The organism is Enterobacter sp. RHBSTW-00318 (assembly GCF_014101375.1).
GTDB classification, from domain to species: Bacteria; Pseudomonadota; Gammaproteobacteria; order Enterobacterales; family Enterobacteriaceae; genus Enterobacter; species Enterobacter ludwigii.
Genome location: NZ_JABXQH010000001.1, coordinates 1,507,750 through 1,523,880, shown reverse-complemented (window position 1 = coordinate 1,523,880; position 16,131 = coordinate 1,507,750). Strand labels below are relative to the sequence as shown.

The window sequence follows — 16,131 nt, the reverse complement described above, 5'->3', positions numbered from 1 at the left end:
TTCCTCATAATTTATCATTTTTCGTCGAGCCGTGCGGAATACCCCTCGCGCCTCGCATCCCTTGCTATCCAAGGCTTCCGCCGATTTATCAAGCTTCTCTCCCTCATGCAGAAACAATCACCTCCCCACAGGGGAAAGGGATTTTAAACAGCGTTAATAGTGAGAATGCGGACGTGAACCGCATGATGGCTTTGAAAGAACGACCAGCCCAGTGCTGTAACACCAAGCTGGCCATCAACCCACAGGTATGCACTGTGAGCCGACCAGGGTTCAGTCAGTCTCGCGAGACCAGACTAGCCTGCCATATTTTCATTGATTGCAAAAGGCTTACGGATAATGAAAGAACAATCTTTACCCATCGTTCCATGGATTGGCGGCAAACGTCGTCTGGCTAAGCATATTCTTCCTCTGTTCCCGGCCCATACCTGCTATGTGGAACCGTTCTGCGGAGCAGCTGCGCTTTATTTTCTTAAGACACCCAGCAAGATCGAAGTCATTAACGATATCAACGGGGAACTGGTGAATCTGTATCGGGTGGTAAAACATCACCTAGAAGAGTTTGTCCGCCAGTTTAAATGGGCGCTGGTCAGCCGTCAGATTTACAAATGGTTGCAGGATACACCGGAAGAAACGCTAACCGACATTCAGCGGGCGGCCCGGTTCTACTACCTGCAGAAACAGGCGTTTGGCGGCAAGGTGGCCGATCACTCGTTCGGAACCTCCACCACAAGTGCGCCGCGCTTTAACCTCCTGCGCATCGAAGAAGAACTGTCGATGGCACACCTGCGCCTGTCCAGAACGCTGATAGAGCATCTGAACTGGCACCAGTGCATTGAGCGATATGATCGCCCGCATACGCTTTTCTACTGTGATCCCCCGTACTGGGGAACGGAAGGCTATGGTGTGGAATTCGGGCTGGAAAACTATGACCACATGGCAGATTTGGCGCGTAGGATCAAAGGGAAGATGATTATATCGGTGAACGATATCCCGGAAATGCGGCTGGCATTCAACGGTCTGAATATGCAGTCGGTTGATATCAGCTACAACCTCAAGGTAACTGGCAAACCCAGTCGCAAGAAGGAACTCATTATTCTCAATTTTTGACAGAATAATAAGACTTCATGCAGTCAATCAAGTACTGCATGAAGTCAAGAGCAGGCTTTGTGTACCAAAAATAAACTGTGATCGCAGTGATGATTCCGATTATCAGTACACCGCGTATGATCCAGAACGTACGTTTCTGCGTCTCTAGTCGTGCAGAAATACTGCGAAATACACCAGCTACATCATCTTTGATGAAAGAATATTCCTTATTAATCTGCTTTTCTTTGTATTCAATTTCTTCGCCCAAGGCCTTTATAGATTGCATCTGGTTTGAAAGTGCCAGCCAGATTAACGTCGCAGCAAAAATACATCCCAGAAGAATTATTGTGTTTGTTATCCCCTGACCCGACCATCTCGTAGCTACTTTGAATTGGGTAGCCACAATAACAGAGGCAACAGGAATGCCAAGTATATGGTTCTGGATATCCGAAAAAGCCTTGTGGATTTTACCCATTTCTTCGACTTTTGCTGCACGCAGTTGATCCATTACCTTGTCATAAGAGAATCCAGAAGAGTAGATACGATACCCTTTCAGGAACTTTTCATGCAGACGCTGAATGTTGTCCAGTAAAAACGCGAATACCCGTGGTGAATCCACTCCATCACTAACGGCCTGGATACTTTCAATCAGAATATCCAGCTTCTGATCCTTATGAGTATCATCGTTGAAACAGGCTATAAGGTTATCAAGATGCTCTCGTTGCAAATTTTGTACATTTTCGGCAGCGAAGTGCGGCAATAGCTTGATAACTTCTTTTTTCAGAAAAACCAGCTGACAAGTTGAACTGTCGAAGTAGGCAGCGGCCTCTTTTAGCAGGTTAACGAACTCCAGAATCTTCCGGTAGTTGCTGATGAAAACGGGGATATCTTCATCATCATTACGAAATTTTGTTTCGAGGATGAAGTAATTAGCTGGTTCAAGGCACTGATGCTTTGGAGCATTTAGTAATTTTTCGTGTGTGGCAAACACAAGTCCCAGTCCACTCCGTGGTGGCGTAACACGTAGGTTGATCGTGTTGCCTAGAGCGACAGTCCCTGTATCAATAGAAAGACCATACTCACGTGGATCATCAAGTAAGGTATTAATCTGGTCACAATCAGACTGATCTGAGAGCAACAGCGAACCGACACGGAACTCCTCCTGGAATTCCATGCGACGGTACAGTGCTGTCAGCATCTCAAACGAAATCGTCACGATTAAACCTCAGTCATCCACATTTCCCTGAACTCATCGGGTACATTACGTAGGGTGATAATATTTGTTGCCGGATCATAATCAATATAGCCTTCAGTTTTCCCTTCCCGGTCAAACTTAAGTTCCCAGTATTTGGACTTGCCTTTAAAAGATACCAGAGCCCGAATGACGCGACCATCAGGAACAAAGCCATCCGATAACTCCAGCTCTTCAGCAGCAAGTTTACCAGATAACTCCTCGGGAGCCTGAGGCCAAACGGCATTAACAAAGGTTTCAAGACTAAGTGGCTCACCAGCCTTGCTTAACGCATGTAAGTGTTCAAACGCGCTCTTAAGAAACGCGTCTTTTTCAGCGCCGTCAAGCTCTTTCTCTGCAGCAAATGCTTTTAAAACGTCACGTAACTTTTCAGACTCTCGTTTGGCGATTAAAACATCATTACAGCCGAGGAACTGTTTAAAGTAGTTTGAAACGTTCCCTTGCCCCTTAAGAAAACTGATATAGCGCTCTGCATCACTTTTCCATGCGGTTAAGTCAATGCGCCCAGCCATGCGCAACTTAGCGATATCAAGATAGGTACTATCCTGGATGTTAAAATCATCAGTGACAGTTGACCCGATGGTGGCACTCACAATAGCTATCAACAGGTGTTCATTGTGTCCTATCACGATGTTTGCAAAAAGGACATAACCACCAGTAGCCATGTTTTCTCGTTGTGAGCGTTCCGTCAGGTGATGCATCATCCGGCATGAACTTTGGTAGAAATCATCAACACCTTCGAGAAAATCCCCAGCCATGCGTTCCATCGGATAGTTATCTGTATCGCCTTCAAAATAGCCATAACCTTTACCTGTGCGTCCTGCGTATTTTGCACAAATATCGTTTATAAGGCGCTGGGAGGCCTCAGTAACAAGCCCTTCTTCAGGACTCAATCTCTCAGAAGCGTCTCCATTTTGTTGCTTGTCCAAAATGTGAACTACGACGTGTTTAACTTCAATGGCCTGCTCAGACATTGACTATTCACCTTATTTTTTATTGTTAAATGGCAAACACTTACTGCTGTGTGTTCTCGTTAGGAACACATTAACCTACATTTTTTAACCGCTCAATCGTTGCGGATAATTCCTTCAGTTGTTTTTCCATCTCAATCACACGCTGTTTTTCTTCAGCGCCTCGCATGAGATCTCGTCGAACTTCAGGATCTAACTGGTTTAAAAGTTCAAGCATTTTAAGGTCCGCTTGACTGAAGATTTCAGTTGCTGGTTCAACATTCAATACCTCTTCTTCTCCCTTACCCGTGAGTAACCAGTCAAGAGAGATCCCTCTCTCCTCAGCAATATTTATGCAAATTGAATAAGGTACAGAGTCTCGCTTTCTCCAACTAGCTAAAGTCTGTCTGTTAACGTTTAGCGCTCGAGCCAACTCACTGTCGCTATCAACGTTAAACAGTGACATGAGGCGCAGGAGCACTGCATCAACGGACTTTTTATTCATTTCAAATAAATCCCACTTGAGTTATTCATATTGAATAAGTACACTTATTCATATTGAGTACATCATAACCCAATAGGAACACGGTGCATATGAACAAACAACAAGTTCGGGCACGACTGGTTGAACGGGGCAGCAGCCTGCGCCAGTTCGCGCTTAACGCGGGCTATGAGCCACGAACAGTCACTCAGGCGGTAAGCCGCTGGGCTGGCAAAAATGAACTTCCTCGCGGACGACTGACGTATCGCATTCTGCGCGATTTGTCAGTCGTGATCGGCAAAGAAGTTACACCAGGCATTCTTCAGGAGGCGTCATGAGCAAAGCAAATGTATCCAGTTCTGGGTCCCGCATTCTGCGCGTTCTTAAAGCATTACGCGGCCACGCTCTGAACGGTGTTTCTAACGGTGAACTGGCATCGGCTCTAGGCGAGTCCCCGGCGAATATCAATCGTGCGCTGAATACCCTTATCGAAGAAGGACTGGCCCTGAAACTGGATAACGGGCGTTTTGCCCCTGGAGTCCAGCTCTTACAAATCGCCATGGCGCACAGTACCGAAATGGCGCGGGCGCAGGATCGTATTAATGAAATCAACCAGCGTGTTATGGCTGGCAGTCGCTAAGGAGTTGAAATGGGACGCACAAAATCACAACCAGTTGAACTGATGGAAGATGCGCCGGTAAGTGATGACCTCAACGTTAGTCTTAATGCCATGACCGAGCATCGCCTCGAAATTATGCAGCAATTTGGTGACGGACTGCCATATGAGCGAGATCGTATCGTTCATGAGACTCGCTTCTACATGGCACAGAGTGCCGAGGCCATGCTGGAAGCGGGTAAACGACTGGTTATTCTCAAAGAGAATGAACCGCATGGCGACTTCATCGACATCGTCGAATCTCAATTATCCCTGTCCAAACGTACCGCGCAGGTGATGATGCAGGCATCACTTAAATACTTGTCTCCCAAGCTTGAACCAAAAGCGCAAGCGCTTGCGCTTTTGGGTAAAACAAAGCTGTTTGAATTGATGACGGAAGATGACGAAGACCTAGTCGAATTAGCCGATGGCGGCACGATTGCTGGTATGAGTCTCGATGATATTGATCGCATGACAAGCCGCGAACTGAAAGCAGCCCTGCGTGAAGCCCGCGAAACCAGCGCAGCACAACAGCGCGTACTCGCCGACAAAAACGAAAAAATCGACTCTCTCTCCACCAAACTGGAGAAGAAATCCCGTATTCAGCCACCCAAGCCTGATGAAGAAGTGAAGAAGCTGCGGGCAGAAGTGACAGCGTTAGCGGTTGAGGCGGAATCTGCCATCGCGGTTCGACTGTCCAGCGCCTTTGAGACTCTGTGCGCATACTGCGCTGAAAACATGATTGATACCCCCAGAGACTTTATGGCCGGTCTGGTCTGCCAGCTGGAAAGCACCGCGCGTAGCCTGCGCTCCACATTTGACCTGCCGGATGAGCCGACAGGTAACGCCGCCCCTTCATGGCTGACTGACCCGACGCCACAGATTAACGGGCAGGAGGCATAACCGATGAGTGCCGCCCTGACTGAACGACTGGTTTATGTTGCCCGCGCGGCACGTGACGCGGGGCATGGTAAGCGCGGTGCGATATACGACGCCGCCTGCGCTGAACTGGGCATGTCCCGCGCCACCCTGCTGCGCAAGCTGAAGGAGGTATCAGTGACCGACAAACGTAAAAAACGCGCCGATGCCGGGCGCAGCGCCCTGAGCCGCGACGAAGCCGCGCTGATATCCGCCACGCTGCGCGAGGCCACCCGTAAGAACGGCAAGCGCCTGTATTCCATCGCGGATGCTGTGGAGACCCTGCGTTCAAACGGCTTTATCACCGCAGGCAGAACAGACGAGGCCACCGGCGAGTTTTTCCCTTTGTCCGAGGACACCATCAGCCGCGCCCTGCGTAACTATGGTCTGCACCCGGAACAGCTTGACGCACCGGCCCCGTCGTCTGAGATGGCCAGTCTGCATCCCAATCACGTCTGGGAGATTGATGCCTCACTTTGTACGCTCTACTACCTGAGCAACGGCCATAAAGGGCTGCAGGTGATGGACAGCGCGAAGTTCTACAAGAACAAGCCTGCCAACATCGCCCGCATCGCCAGTGACCGCGTGTGGAGTTACGAGATTACCGACCATACCAGCGGCTGGATTTACGTTGAGTACGTGATGGGTGCGGAATCTGGTGAGAACCTCTGTTCTGTGCTTATCAACGCCATGCAGGAGCGCGGTGGCGCGGACGTGCTGCACGGCGTGCCGAAAATACTCTACCTCGACCCCGGTTCGGCGAACACCGCTGGCATGACGAAAAACATGTGCCGCTCTCTGGGCATCAACCTGATAGCGCATAAACCGCATAACGCCCGCGCCACCGGGCAGGTGGAAAAGGCCCGTGACATTATCGAACGCAAGCTGGAGCCGGGTCTCAAGTTCCAGCCGGTTCACAGTCTGGAAGAACTGAACGCGCTGGCCGTGAAATGGCGCAGCCACTTTAACGCCACGGCTGTTCACAGCCGCCACGGTAAAACCCGCACGGATATCTGGCTGAAAATTAACGCTGAGCAGCTCAAGAAAGCACCTTCCGTTGAGGTATGCCGCGAGCTGGCAGTATCAGCACCTGAACTCCGCAAAGTCACGCCAAAACTGCGCGTCTCGTTCCGGGGCGCTGAGTTTGATGTTTCGACGGTGCCGGGCGTACTGGTCGGCGAAAAACTGTTGATTACCCGTAACCCGTGGCGCAGCGATGTGGCGCAGGTGGTGCTGGCCGGTGAGGACGGCCACGAGACGTTCTTCCTGGTCGAAGAGGTCAGAAAGAACGAGTTCGGCTTTGCCGAAAGCGCGGCGGTATTTGGCGAAAACTACAAAGCCCTGCCGGAGACCCCGGCGCAGACGGCGGTAAAAGAAATCGAAGAGCTGGTCACTGGCACCGATAACGCCGCCGATGCAGCTGCTGCACGCAAGGCGAAGGCGCTGCCGTTTGGCGGGCGACTTGACCCGTATAAACATATCGACGACACCACGCTTCCGGCCTATATGCCTAAGCGCGGTCAGGCTTCAGACGTGCGCGGCCCGCGTATTGAGCAGCGTCCGCTGACCCATGTGGAGGCCGCGAAAGCCCTGCGCGAGAAGTTCAGCGCGAACGGCCATACCTGGACGCCGGACCATTACCGCCAGTTAACGGCGCAGTACCCGGATGGCGTACCGGAAGCCGCGCTGGATGAGGTGATGGTCACCCTGACCACTCCGGCCCGCAGCAGCGTTATCAGCATCGTTAACGGCAACTGAGGAGGAAGACATGCTGGTACTGAAGCAACAACTGAAAGAAGCCCGCATCCCGCAGGCGGTGGTGGCAAGAGCCGTCGCCGTTTCCGAGGCCACGCTGGCCCAGATTGTGAACCATAACGAGTGGCCCCGCACCAGCCCCGAAGAGGTGCGCCAGCGTCTGGCGTCCTGGCTGGAAAGTCAGGGGATTGATACAGCGAAGAGTTTTGATGCTGTACAGGGCGCGGTCACGCCCCGTACAGCGGGTACTACCGATAAAACCAACCTCAGTGAGGAAGAGAACATGTTACTCAAAAAGCAGGTGTTATTTCCAGCAACCAAAAAAGCGTTTGGCCTTTTCCGTGACCCGTTCGCCGATGAAGCCATGCAGGGCGCGGACGATGTGTTCACCACGCCGGATATCCGCTACGTGCGTGAGGCACTGTTCCAGACCGCCCGTCACGGTGGCTTTCTGGCGGTTATCGGCGAGTCCGGCGCGGGTAAATCCACGCTACGCCGCGACCTGATTGAACGTGTCAACCGCGAGAACGCGCCGGTGATTGTTATCGAGCCATACATCATCGCCATGGAAGACAACGACGTGAAGGGCAAAACCCTGAAAGCGGCTGCTATCGCTGAGGCCATCATCAGCACCATCGCGCCACTGGAGAGCATCAAACGCAGCCAGGACGCCCGCTTCCGCCAGTTGCACCGCGTCCTGAAGGACAGCAGCCAGGCGGGCTTCAGCCACGTTCTGGTGATTGAGGAGGCCCACAGCCTGCCCATCCCGACGCTGAAGCACCTCAAACGCTTCTTCGAGCTGGAATCGGGCTTTAAAAAACTGCTGTCCATCGTGCTGATTGGCCAGCCTGAACTGGCGGACAAACTGTCCGAACGCAACATGGAAGTCCGTGAGGTCGTCCAGCGCTGCGAGGTGGTTGAACTGCTGCCGCTGGACAACAGCCTGGAAGAATTTCTGGCGTTCAAACTGCAACGCGCCGGTAAGCAGCTGACCGACATCATGGACGCCAGCGCAGTGGAAGCCATCCGCGCCCGCCTGAGCAATCTGGGCAGTAACCGTAAAAGCATGGTCAGCCTGCTGTATCCGCTGGCCGTCAGTAACCTGGTGATAGCAGCCATGAATCTGGCCGCTGAAATCGGGGTTCCGCAGGTCAACGCCGACGTCGTCAAGGGAGTTTAATCATGAAATCCATCGCCGATATCAATCAGCAGATGAACAAGGTGCAGTCCGCCATTATGGCGCTCAACGCCATGAACACTACCGTGCAGAGCGTCATGATTGCGGGTAGTAAGCCGGTTATCCGCATCGCCCGCAACGGGCACTGTGCCCGCCTGCTGGAGCAGGGCAAAGCGAGTTATACCCATGTTGGTCATGACGGCTCAGGGCGCTTTCGTCAGGGCGTCTTTGAACTGCATGGCTGCCGTATTACCTGGTCAGAGTCATTACATTAACCATAAGGTGAACAGAGATGAGCGAAGTAAATAAAGAAGACTACATGAAAGACCGCAAGGGGCGTCTGGTGCCGGTTGACCGGGTGTCTGACTATGACCTTGCGATGGATTCTTTCGTTAAAGAACAGGTTGCCGCCGCGAAAGTTAAACGCGATGAACTCAGCGACTTCAAGCGTCGTGCCTTTGACGAGTGCTATGCCTGGCTTGACCTTGTGGCCGAGAAGTACGGCAGAACGCGTGGCGGTGCCAAAGGCAACGTGACCTTCAGCAGCTTCGACGGTGCTCAGCAGATCACCATCCGCGTGCAGGAAACCCTGACCTTCGGGCCAGAGCTGCAGATTGCCAAAGACCTGATAGACGAGTGCGTCACCGAGTGGTCGGAAGGCGCAAACGCCAACCTGCGAGCCATCATCAGCGATGCTTTTCAGGTGGACAAAGAGGGCCAGCTTAACACCGGACGTATTCTTTCCCTGCGCCGGGTCAAGATTCAGGACGAGCGCTGGAACCGAGCAATGGAGGCCATATCGGAATCACTGCAGGTGGCAATGTCCAAAACTTATATTAATTTCCGGGAGAAAGATAAACACGGGAAGCTAATTAATATTCCGTTAGATATCGCTGCCATTTAATTTTAATTCAATTTCTTTTTATTTCGGCGTCAGCGCCGTGGGCTTCTGCACGCCGAAAACAATATTGAGGAATAAATCATGTCCATCAAATGTTCCAACTGTAAGAAAGGTATCACCACCCTGAAGTTCAGCGACGCCAGCGTCATTGCCTCTGGCAAATACCATGTGCCAGCCGTCCTCATCACGCTGGTATGTCCTCACTGCAGCCAGCATTACTACACCGAAGTCCCGGCCATGGAGTTCATCCCCTGCGAGGCAACAAAATGAAAGGCATGAAATTATATAACCGTTCGACGATCTACAATCTGGCCCTGAAAACTTTTGGCCCTGAAGCACAGGCGCTGAAACTGATGGAGGAAGCCGCCGAACTGGCCGCTGCCGCTGCCCGCAACATGAACGGCCTGGGCAATGAAGTTGATCTGGCTGGCGAGCTGGCTGACGTTGAAATCATGATTGAACAGTTCCGCCTCAACGGGATGGGTCTGATGATTGACTTTCATAAGCAGAAAAAGCTGGAACGCCTTGCCGAACGTCTGGGGGTGACTTATGCCGCAGAATAATGAAAAGCTGCTGGAGAAGTTAAAAAAGTTGCTGGCGTTGGCTAAATCCGACAACCCTCATGAAGCTGCACTGGCCCTGCAACGCGCCCAGAAACTGATGCAGGCCTATAACATCACTCAGGCTGACCTCGCACTCAGTGATATTGATGAAAGCGTCAGTAACTACTGGACTGCAGGTAGCGTTAACCCGCCGCGTTACATGCTGGGTCTGCTGGATATTATCCAGGTAGCATTTGGCGTTAAGTCTATTATTCACACCGGCTTTAAACCCAGCGTTGGTTTTTACGGTAATAAAGACCGGGTTGAACTGGCCTCATATACATGGGAGGTACTGGCCAGACAATTAATCATGGCCCGTAAAAACTATATTCGACAGCAGAATAAAAGAATCAAAAACACGACCAAGACCAGCCGTGGTGACAAATTTGCCGAAGGCTGGGTTCTGGCCGTGCGCAGCGAGGTTCATTTATTTGCTATGTCCCGCGAAGAACGGGAGCTGGCAAGCCTCTGGCTTGAACAAAAATACCCTGACTCAGGCACAACCACGGGCCATGGGGCCGGGAAATCACGTGACGCGGACATGTCCCGCCGCATCGGTTACAGAGAAGGGGAAAACGTCCGCCTGCATCAGCCCGTTGGCGGGCAGGAGCAGCGGAAGCTGGGGAGTGGTTTATGATGGCTGAATCTATTGTATGTGCCCTGTTCTGGTATGGTCTCGTGGGGTGGTGTACTGCTGAACTGCACCGCCGCTCAGGTTTTTACTCACGTTACAGCGGTGCCGGACACTGGATCAGTTGGGCTGTTATGTTCCTGTGCTGGCCTGTAGCGCTTCCTTTATATGTCGATTATATCGGTGGCGCAGGTAAAAGGAGCGACGATGATGACTAAGCAGCGTCTTATTCAACTCATCCATATTGCCCGCAATGACCTCCAGATGGATGAGGACACCTACCGCCAGATGCTACAGGGGCTGACTGGCAAAGCCTCAACCAAAGGGATGGATACCCCACAGCTAAACCGTGTTCTGGAATCTATGAAAAAGAAAGGCTTTCGCATTAAGCCTGCCGGAAAAGCCAGGTCCGGCTTACCGCTGGATAACCATCCGCAGTCAAAGAAAATCCGTGCGCTTTGGCTTGAAATGGCAGCGGCGGGTACCGTCCGAGACAGTTCAGAGCAGGCGCTGGCGCTGTGGGTTAAACGGGAGACAGGCATCAACGCGTTACGCTGGCTCAGCAATGAGCAGGCAAGTAGCGTTATTGAGAAACTGAAGAAGTGGCAGCGCAGAGCTGCGGGGGTGAAGCAATGAGCGACCTGAATCAGTTTCGTAGTAAAGGGCCGGAACTATTGGTGGAACTGGCACAGCATACTTCTGAGACCGTCCGCGAGATTATTGATATCGAACCCGCTGTTGCCGACCAGATTGGTCAGGCTGTCGCGAACCGCATGATGCAGGTCTGGGGCGGGCAAAACGTCTATTTTCCGATGGGCATGGTCTGGAAGGTCAGCCAGCGCGACCGGGAAATCTTCCTGGAGTTTGACGGACGCAACCATCACGAACTGGCTCGCAAATTTGGTGTTTCGCTACAGTGGGTCTACAGCGTGGTGAAGCGGGTCAGAAAAGAAGAACTGGATCGGATGCAGGGCAAACTGTTTGATGGTGAACCCGATGCCGATACGGGGAAAAAGGAGTAACATCTGCAATCAGGCTGGCGCGAGTTCTGTTTTTTTTCGGGCCGGTCTGATTTTCACATACTGTAACGTTATTGCATATTCCATCCAGTCTCTTCCCATGCTGACCCAGTTCTTCCCATAATTATCTCACTTATTCCCTGTCATTTATCTCAAGTCTAATCATCCAGTCCCGTGCCGGATATTTGTCCGGCGGCAGGACTGGCCAGGAAGGTGACCGCGGCGGCGATGTCTTCCGGCTGGCCGTAATGTCCCACCGCAATCATCTGGCGCTGAGATTCAGCCTGTTCTCCATCCTCCGGGTTCATATCGCTGTTTGTCGGGCCAGGATGCACAAGGTTCACGGTAATGCCGCGCGGGCCGAGATCGCGAGCCAGACCCCGGGTAAGGGAGTTGAGTGCAGATTTGGTCATCGAATAGACGGCAATACCGGGCATCGCCACACGGTTTGCCAGACAACTGCCGATGTTGATAATGCGCCCGCCGTCAGACATATGCACCAGCGCTTCCTGAATGGCAATCACCACGCCCCGGATATTGACGTTAATCAGGGCGTCAATATCCGCCAGCGTCATGGACTCCAGCGGACCGCCGCGTGCGATCCCGGCGTTGTTGACCAGAATATCCAGCCCGCCCAGGGAGCGCGCCGCATGGGTAACCGCATCCTGAATGGCCTGTGCGCTGGCGCTGTCGGCCTGAATCGCCTCGCTGTGGCGCCCAAGCGCCTTTATCTCTTCGGCGACCGCCTGGGCTTTGTCGGCGGATTTTTCATACGTAATAACCACATCGGCACCGGCGCGTGCCAGTGAAAGTGCGATTGCACGACCCAACCCACGGCTGGCGCCGGTAACCAGCGCCTTCTTACCTGTTAAATCGATCTGCATGATGACCTCGTTGCGAGAGTGATGAGAATCATCATTAGGTATAGTCGGTCGGAACGATTAACGGCTGAAGGATTCCACTTTCTCAAACGCGGCGCGCAGAACCTCAGGGGTGAGCGCGACCGGCAAATAGTGGATAGATTCCACCGGGCGCAGCGTATGGGCAATGACCTTGTCCAGCCCGTCGCGGTTGTTGATATCCACCTCCAGTTCGCGAAGCGTGGTGGGCAGGGTAAAGCGCTGATAGGCCGCCACCAACTCGGCCAGCACGTCATCCTGGCCGAGTAGCGCACTTTGCACCAGGATGCCGTAGGCCACTTTGGTACCGTGCAGGTATTTTTCCGTTTGCGGCAAAACGGTTAAACCGTTGTGCACCGCATGCGCGGCCGCCACGCGGGTATAGCGCTCGCCCAGACCGCCCACCATTCCGCCCCCGGCAATAATGGCATCCACAACGTCCCTGAACGCCTGCGTCGCTTCGCCACGCTGCTGGTCGGCCAGCGCCTCTTCGCTACGGGAAAGCAGCACGTCACGGATCGCCAGCGCGCCGTTGATCCCCAGCCGTACGGTCAGAGGCAGGTTTTCGGGTTCTGGGGCCAGGACAACTGCTTCATACCACTTCGCCAGCGTATCGCCGATGCCTGCCAGCAGGTACTCCGCTGGGGCTTTGAGGATAATGTGCGGTTCCACCAGCACCAGGAAGTTAGCATCGTCGAACACCTCAAACTGCAGCGCCTGACCTGCATCGTTATACCAGACGGAGAGCGGCGTCCAGGCGGCGCAGGTGGCGGCGATGGTGGGAATAGCCACCACCGGCACGCCGAGACGGCGCGCCACCGCTTTGGCGGTATCAAGCAGTGCGCCACCGCCGACACCAATCACCACGCTGGCGTTATTGCCAGACGCCGTCACCAGATCGGTGACATCACGTTCGCTGCAGTGCCCTTTAAAGAGCAGATGTTTCGCCCCCGGTGCGTGAAAGCTTTCCGGCAGGAAAGGGCGCGCGCCTTCAATGGCGCGTTCGCCATAAATCCACACCGCGCGGGAGAGCTGTTCCGGCGTAAAGAATTCATTCAGGTGCGCAAGGCTTCCCGGATGCGAGAAATAGTTCGCCGGGCCTGGCACGACGCGGATATCGGTGTTGCTCATGTGTTGTCCTTTTTTTAGCAAGCGCTAACCCGATGTTATGTCTGGACATCCGGATGGCTAATAATATTTCGCTTTATCTTATGCCTTTTCCGTCGTTGTCAGTCAACCGGAGCTGTGAAAAATTCGATAAATCACAATATGAAAGAAGGATTTAACGCGGATGGTTTCCAGTCGCCTTGAGATGCGCGGTATCAGCCTGGCCTTTTCCGGCTTTCAGGCGTTGTCGCGCGTGGATTTGACGTTAATGGGCGGCTCCGTGCATGCGCTGACCGGCGCAAACGGCGCGGGGAAATCGACGCTGATGGCGGTGCTGTGCGGCACTTACGATCGCTACGAAGGTGAGATCTGCATTAATAACCAGCCGGTGACGATCCGCGAGCCGCTTGATGCCAAACGGCTGGGTATCCACCTGGTGCAGCAGGAAGTGGACGTCGCGCTGATACCAGGGCTGAGCATTGCCGAAAACATCATGCTCGATCAGCTTGCACAGCCGGGGCATCGCTATCGCTGGCGCGCAATCCGCCAGCAGGCGAAACAGGCGCTGGCGCAACTGGGTATCGCTCTGGATGTGCGACGCATCGTCGACACCTGCACGCTGGCAGAAAAGCAGCAGATTTTGCTGGCGCGGGCGCTCTCACACCACTGCCGTTTTCTGATTCTGGATGAACCGACCGCGCCGCTGGATAGCCATGAAAGCGAACGGCTTTTCGCCGTAGTGAGACGTCTGCAAAAGCAGGGGATTGGCGTGGTGTTTATCTCTCACCGTATTCACGAACTGAACGCTATTTGCGACACCTTAACCGTGCTGCGCGACGGCAAGCTGATTGAATCCGGCCCGATGGCGAACCTCAGCGGTGACGCAATCGTTGAGAAGATGCTTGGTCATGAGCTTAACGATATCTATCCGCCGGCCCGTCCTGCGCACAGCGACGAGACGTTACTGCGCGTGGAAGGGCTGCACGATGACGCGCTGTTGAAAGATATCTCCCTGCACCTGCGAAAAGGCGAAATCCTGGGCATTGCCGGGCTGGCGGGAGCGGGCAAAACGGAACTCTGCAAGGCGCTGTTTGGGGCCAGCAAAAGCCGTGTAGCGCGTGGTGAGCTAAATCATCAGCCCTGGCAGCCGCGCGATCCGGCGGATTCGGTATTGCGCGGTCTGGCGCTGGTACCGGAGGAACGGCGCAAAGAGGGCATTTTTATTGATGAACCGGTGAGCATGAACCTGGCGGTCACTGCGGATAACAGCTTCTCGCGCTGGAGCCTGTTCGGCCACCGTCAGGCGTGGCGCTGGGCGGAAGAGGTGATTGCCCGCGTCGGCGTGCGTGCGCGTGGGCCGGGGCAGGTGCTACGTCGTCTGTCGGGGGGCAACCAGCAGAAGATTGCCATCGGCAAGTGGCTGCGCAACGACGCCAGCGTGTTGATTTTCGATGAGCCGACCAAAGGCGTCGATGTCAAAGCGAAAACCGATCTGTTCCAGTTAATTGACGGCCTGGCGCGCGAGGGCAAAGGGGTGATTTACGCCTCCGGTGAATTCGCTGAACTGGTGGGGCTGTGCGATCGCATTTGCGTGCTGTGGGACGGACGTATCGTGGCGGAAATCGCCGGGGCCGAGGCCCACGAAGAGACACTACTTTATTATTCAACCGGAGGAACGGCGTCGTGAGCAAGGCCCTTTCAGTAACGGCGGCGGCGTCTGGCCGTCAGCAAATTTTTGATTTTCTCTACAAGTGGGGCATGTTGCTGACCGTGGTGGCGCTGGTGGCCATCTTTGGCCTGGCGTCGGACAACTTCCTCGATCCGAACAACATTATCAATATCCTGCGCTCAATTGCCATCGTGACGGTGATTGCTATCGGGGTGTCAATTTCGCTGACCATCGGCGGGTTTGACCTGTCGGTTGGTTCAACGGCATCGCTGGCTAACGCGCTGGTGGTGTCACTGTTCGTCTGGTACGGCTTCGGCACCACCGAATCGATACTGATTACCCTGGCGCTCTGTACCCTGGTTGGCCTGTTTAACGCGTTTCTGATTGTCATCCTGCGGATCCCGGACATGCTTGCCACGCTTGCCAGCCTGTTTGTTATCCAGGGCGTGGCGATGACCTACAGCTACGGCGGGTCAATTACCGAAAACATGGTGCTGCCGAGCGGCGACATGGCTGAAGGGACCATTCCGGCGGCGTTCAGCCTGCTGGGACAGGTACCGACTATCGTGATCATCATGCTGGTGGTGACGATCCTCGCACAGCTGGGGCTGTCACTGACCACCCACGGACGACGCATGTATGCCATCGGCGGTAATCCGGAGGCGGCACGTCTCTCCGGTATTCGCACCACGCGCTACAAGGTGACGGCCTACGTGATTGCCTCTCTGCTCGCCGGATTAGGCGGCATTTTACTGGCCTCGCGGATTGGCTCGTCACAGGTGAATGCGGGCGGCGGCTATCTGATGGATGCGGTTGCGGCGGCGTGGATTGGCTTCTCGCTCGCCGGGTCCGGAAAACCGAACGCGCTGGGTACGCTCGTCGGGGCAGTCATTCTTGGCGTGCTGTCGAACGGTCTGGTGATGCTTTCCGTACCCTATTACGCGATGGACATTATAAAAGGGCTGGTGCTCGCCGTGGCGCTGGCGATTACCTACATACAAAAACGCTAACGATTGATCACAACACAAC

At 53.8% G+C, this 16,131-nt stretch carries 21 protein-coding genes; 16 read left to right on the top strand and 5 right to left on the bottom strand.

Annotation, left to right across the window (positions count from 1 at the left end):
- Nucleotides 1-336: 336 nt before the first annotated feature.
- Nucleotides 337-1,107 (top strand): DNA adenine methylase, encoded by a 771-nt coding sequence (locus tag HV157_RS07535; protein ID WP_182378445.1) that lies wholly within the window; start codon nucleotides 337-339, stop codon nucleotides 1,105-1,107.
- On the opposite strand, the gene HV157_RS07530 is transcribed toward HV157_RS07535, so the two are convergent.
- The 3 genes from HV157_RS07530 to HV157_RS07520 all read right to left on the bottom strand — a co-directional run bounded on the left by HV157_RS07530 (nucleotide 1,097) and on the right by HV157_RS07520 (nucleotide 3,793).
- Complete coding sequence (locus HV157_RS07530) at nucleotides 1,097-2,302, bottom strand: hypothetical protein (protein ID WP_182378443.1); 1,206 nt, start codon at nucleotides 2,300-2,302, stop codon at nucleotides 1,097-1,099. The two genes, HV157_RS07535 and HV157_RS07530, sit on opposite strands and share 11 nt — an antisense overlap.
- A 2-nt stretch (nucleotides 2,303-2,304) precedes the next feature.
- Nucleotides 2,305-3,312, bottom strand: coding sequence for a nucleoid-associated protein (locus HV157_RS07525; protein WP_150148912.1), 1,008 nt, complete (start codon nucleotides 3,310-3,312; stop codon nucleotides 2,305-2,307).
- Nucleotides 3,313-3,382: 70 nt separating this feature from the next.
- Nucleotides 3,383-3,793: a helix-turn-helix transcriptional regulator gene (locus tag HV157_RS07520; RefSeq protein WP_182378441.1), complete on the bottom strand. Its 411-nt coding sequence runs from the start codon at nucleotides 3,791-3,793 to the stop codon at nucleotides 3,383-3,385.
- An 89-nt stretch (nucleotides 3,794-3,882) separates the two neighbouring features.
- On the opposite strand from HV157_RS07520, the gene HV157_RS07515 reads away from it, so the two are divergent.
- The 13 genes from HV157_RS07515 to HV157_RS07455 all read left to right on the top strand — a co-directional run bounded on the left by HV157_RS07515 (nucleotide 3,883) and on the right by HV157_RS07455 (nucleotide 11,430).
- Nucleotides 3,883-4,107 (top strand): phage-associated protein, BcepMu gp16 family, encoded by a 225-nt coding sequence (locus HV157_RS07515; protein ID WP_032636378.1) that lies wholly within the window; start codon nucleotides 3,883-3,885, stop codon nucleotides 4,105-4,107.
- A complete protein-coding gene (locus tag HV157_RS07510) occupies nucleotides 4,104-4,409 on the top strand; it encodes a helix-turn-helix domain-containing protein (RefSeq protein WP_020803508.1) in 306 nt (101 codons plus the stop codon). Before HV157_RS07515 ends, HV157_RS07510 begins: the two co-directional genes overlap by 4 nt.
- A 9-nt stretch (nucleotides 4,410-4,418) precedes the next feature.
- Complete coding sequence (locus HV157_RS07505; RefSeq protein ID WP_182378440.1) at nucleotides 4,419-5,327, top strand: DUF3102 domain-containing protein; 909 nt, start codon at nucleotides 4,419-4,421, stop codon at nucleotides 5,325-5,327.
- Between the two features lie 3 nt (nucleotides 5,328-5,330).
- On the top strand, nucleotides 5,331-7,100 hold the full coding sequence (locus HV157_RS07500; RefSeq protein WP_182378438.1) for a DDE-type integrase/transposase/recombinase: 1,770 nt from the start codon (nucleotides 5,331-5,333) through the stop codon (nucleotides 7,098-7,100).
- Nucleotides 7,101-7,110: 10 nt separating this feature from the next.
- Nucleotides 7,111-8,277 carry an AAA family ATPase gene (locus HV157_RS07495; RefSeq protein ID WP_080189927.1) on the top strand — a complete coding sequence of 389 codons (1,167 nt, stop codon included), beginning with the start codon at nucleotides 7,111-7,113 and terminating at the stop codon, nucleotides 8,275-8,277.
- 2 nt (nucleotides 8,278-8,279) lie between these two features.
- On the top strand, nucleotides 8,280-8,549 hold the full coding sequence (locus HV157_RS07490) for a hypothetical protein (RefSeq protein WP_000835317.1): 270 nt from the start codon (nucleotides 8,280-8,282) through the stop codon (nucleotides 8,547-8,549).
- 17 nt (nucleotides 8,550-8,566) lie between these two features.
- Entirely contained in the window at nucleotides 8,567-9,178 is a 612-nt protein-coding gene (locus HV157_RS07485) for a DUF3164 family protein (RefSeq protein WP_097455058.1), read from the top strand.
- A 78-nt stretch (nucleotides 9,179-9,256) separates the two neighbouring features.
- Nucleotides 9,257-9,445: a hypothetical protein gene (locus HV157_RS07480; RefSeq protein WP_048994575.1), complete on the top strand. Its 189-nt coding sequence runs from the start codon at nucleotides 9,257-9,259 to the stop codon at nucleotides 9,443-9,445.
- Nucleotides 9,442-9,738 (top strand): hypothetical protein, encoded by a 297-nt coding sequence (locus HV157_RS07475; protein WP_001569383.1) that lies wholly within the window; start codon nucleotides 9,442-9,444, stop codon nucleotides 9,736-9,738. Before HV157_RS07480 ends, HV157_RS07475 begins: the two co-directional genes overlap by 4 nt.
- A complete protein-coding gene (locus tag HV157_RS07470; RefSeq protein ID WP_097455057.1) occupies nucleotides 9,725-10,414 on the top strand; it encodes a DUF2786 domain-containing protein in 690 nt (229 codons plus the stop codon). Before HV157_RS07475 ends, HV157_RS07470 begins: the two co-directional genes overlap by 14 nt.
- Nucleotides 10,411-10,626, top strand: coding sequence for a hypothetical protein (locus HV157_RS07465; protein ID WP_074168557.1), 216 nt, complete (start codon nucleotides 10,411-10,413; stop codon nucleotides 10,624-10,626). Before HV157_RS07470 ends, HV157_RS07465 begins: the two co-directional genes overlap by 4 nt.
- Nucleotides 10,616-11,044 (top strand): regulatory protein GemA, encoded by a 429-nt coding sequence (locus HV157_RS07460; RefSeq protein ID WP_244584062.1) that lies wholly within the window; start codon nucleotides 10,616-10,618, stop codon nucleotides 11,042-11,044. Before HV157_RS07465 ends, HV157_RS07460 begins: the two co-directional genes overlap by 11 nt.
- Nucleotides 11,041-11,430: a Mor transcription activator family protein gene (locus HV157_RS07455; protein WP_001281697.1), complete on the top strand. Its 390-nt coding sequence runs from the start codon at nucleotides 11,041-11,043 to the stop codon at nucleotides 11,428-11,430. The genes HV157_RS07460 and HV157_RS07455 overlap by 4 nt, the downstream gene beginning before the upstream one ends.
- Nucleotides 11,431-11,585: 155 nt before the next feature.
- Here HV157_RS07455 and HV157_RS07450 read toward each other — a convergent pair whose 3' ends face one another.
- A complete protein-coding gene (locus HV157_RS07450) occupies nucleotides 11,586-12,311 on the bottom strand; it encodes a 3-oxoacyl-ACP reductase family protein (RefSeq protein WP_182268339.1) in 726 nt (241 codons plus the stop codon).
- Nucleotides 12,312-12,368: 57 nt separating this feature from the next.
- Complete coding sequence (locus HV157_RS07445) at nucleotides 12,369-13,457, bottom strand: oxidoreductase (protein WP_182268340.1); 1,089 nt, start codon at nucleotides 13,455-13,457, stop codon at nucleotides 12,369-12,371.
- Between the two features lie 160 nt (nucleotides 13,458-13,617).
- Between HV157_RS07445 and HV157_RS07440 the strand changes: the two genes are divergently transcribed.
- Complete coding sequence (locus HV157_RS07440) at nucleotides 13,618-15,120, top strand: sugar ABC transporter ATP-binding protein (protein ID WP_020885019.1); 1,503 nt, start codon at nucleotides 13,618-13,620, stop codon at nucleotides 15,118-15,120.
- Nucleotides 15,117-16,112 carry an ABC transporter permease gene (locus tag HV157_RS07435; RefSeq protein ID WP_182268341.1) on the top strand — a complete coding sequence of 332 codons (996 nt, stop codon included), beginning with the start codon at nucleotides 15,117-15,119 and terminating at the stop codon, nucleotides 16,110-16,112. The genes HV157_RS07440 and HV157_RS07435 overlap by 4 nt, the downstream gene beginning before the upstream one ends.
- Nucleotides 16,113-16,131: the final 19 nt, after the last annotated feature.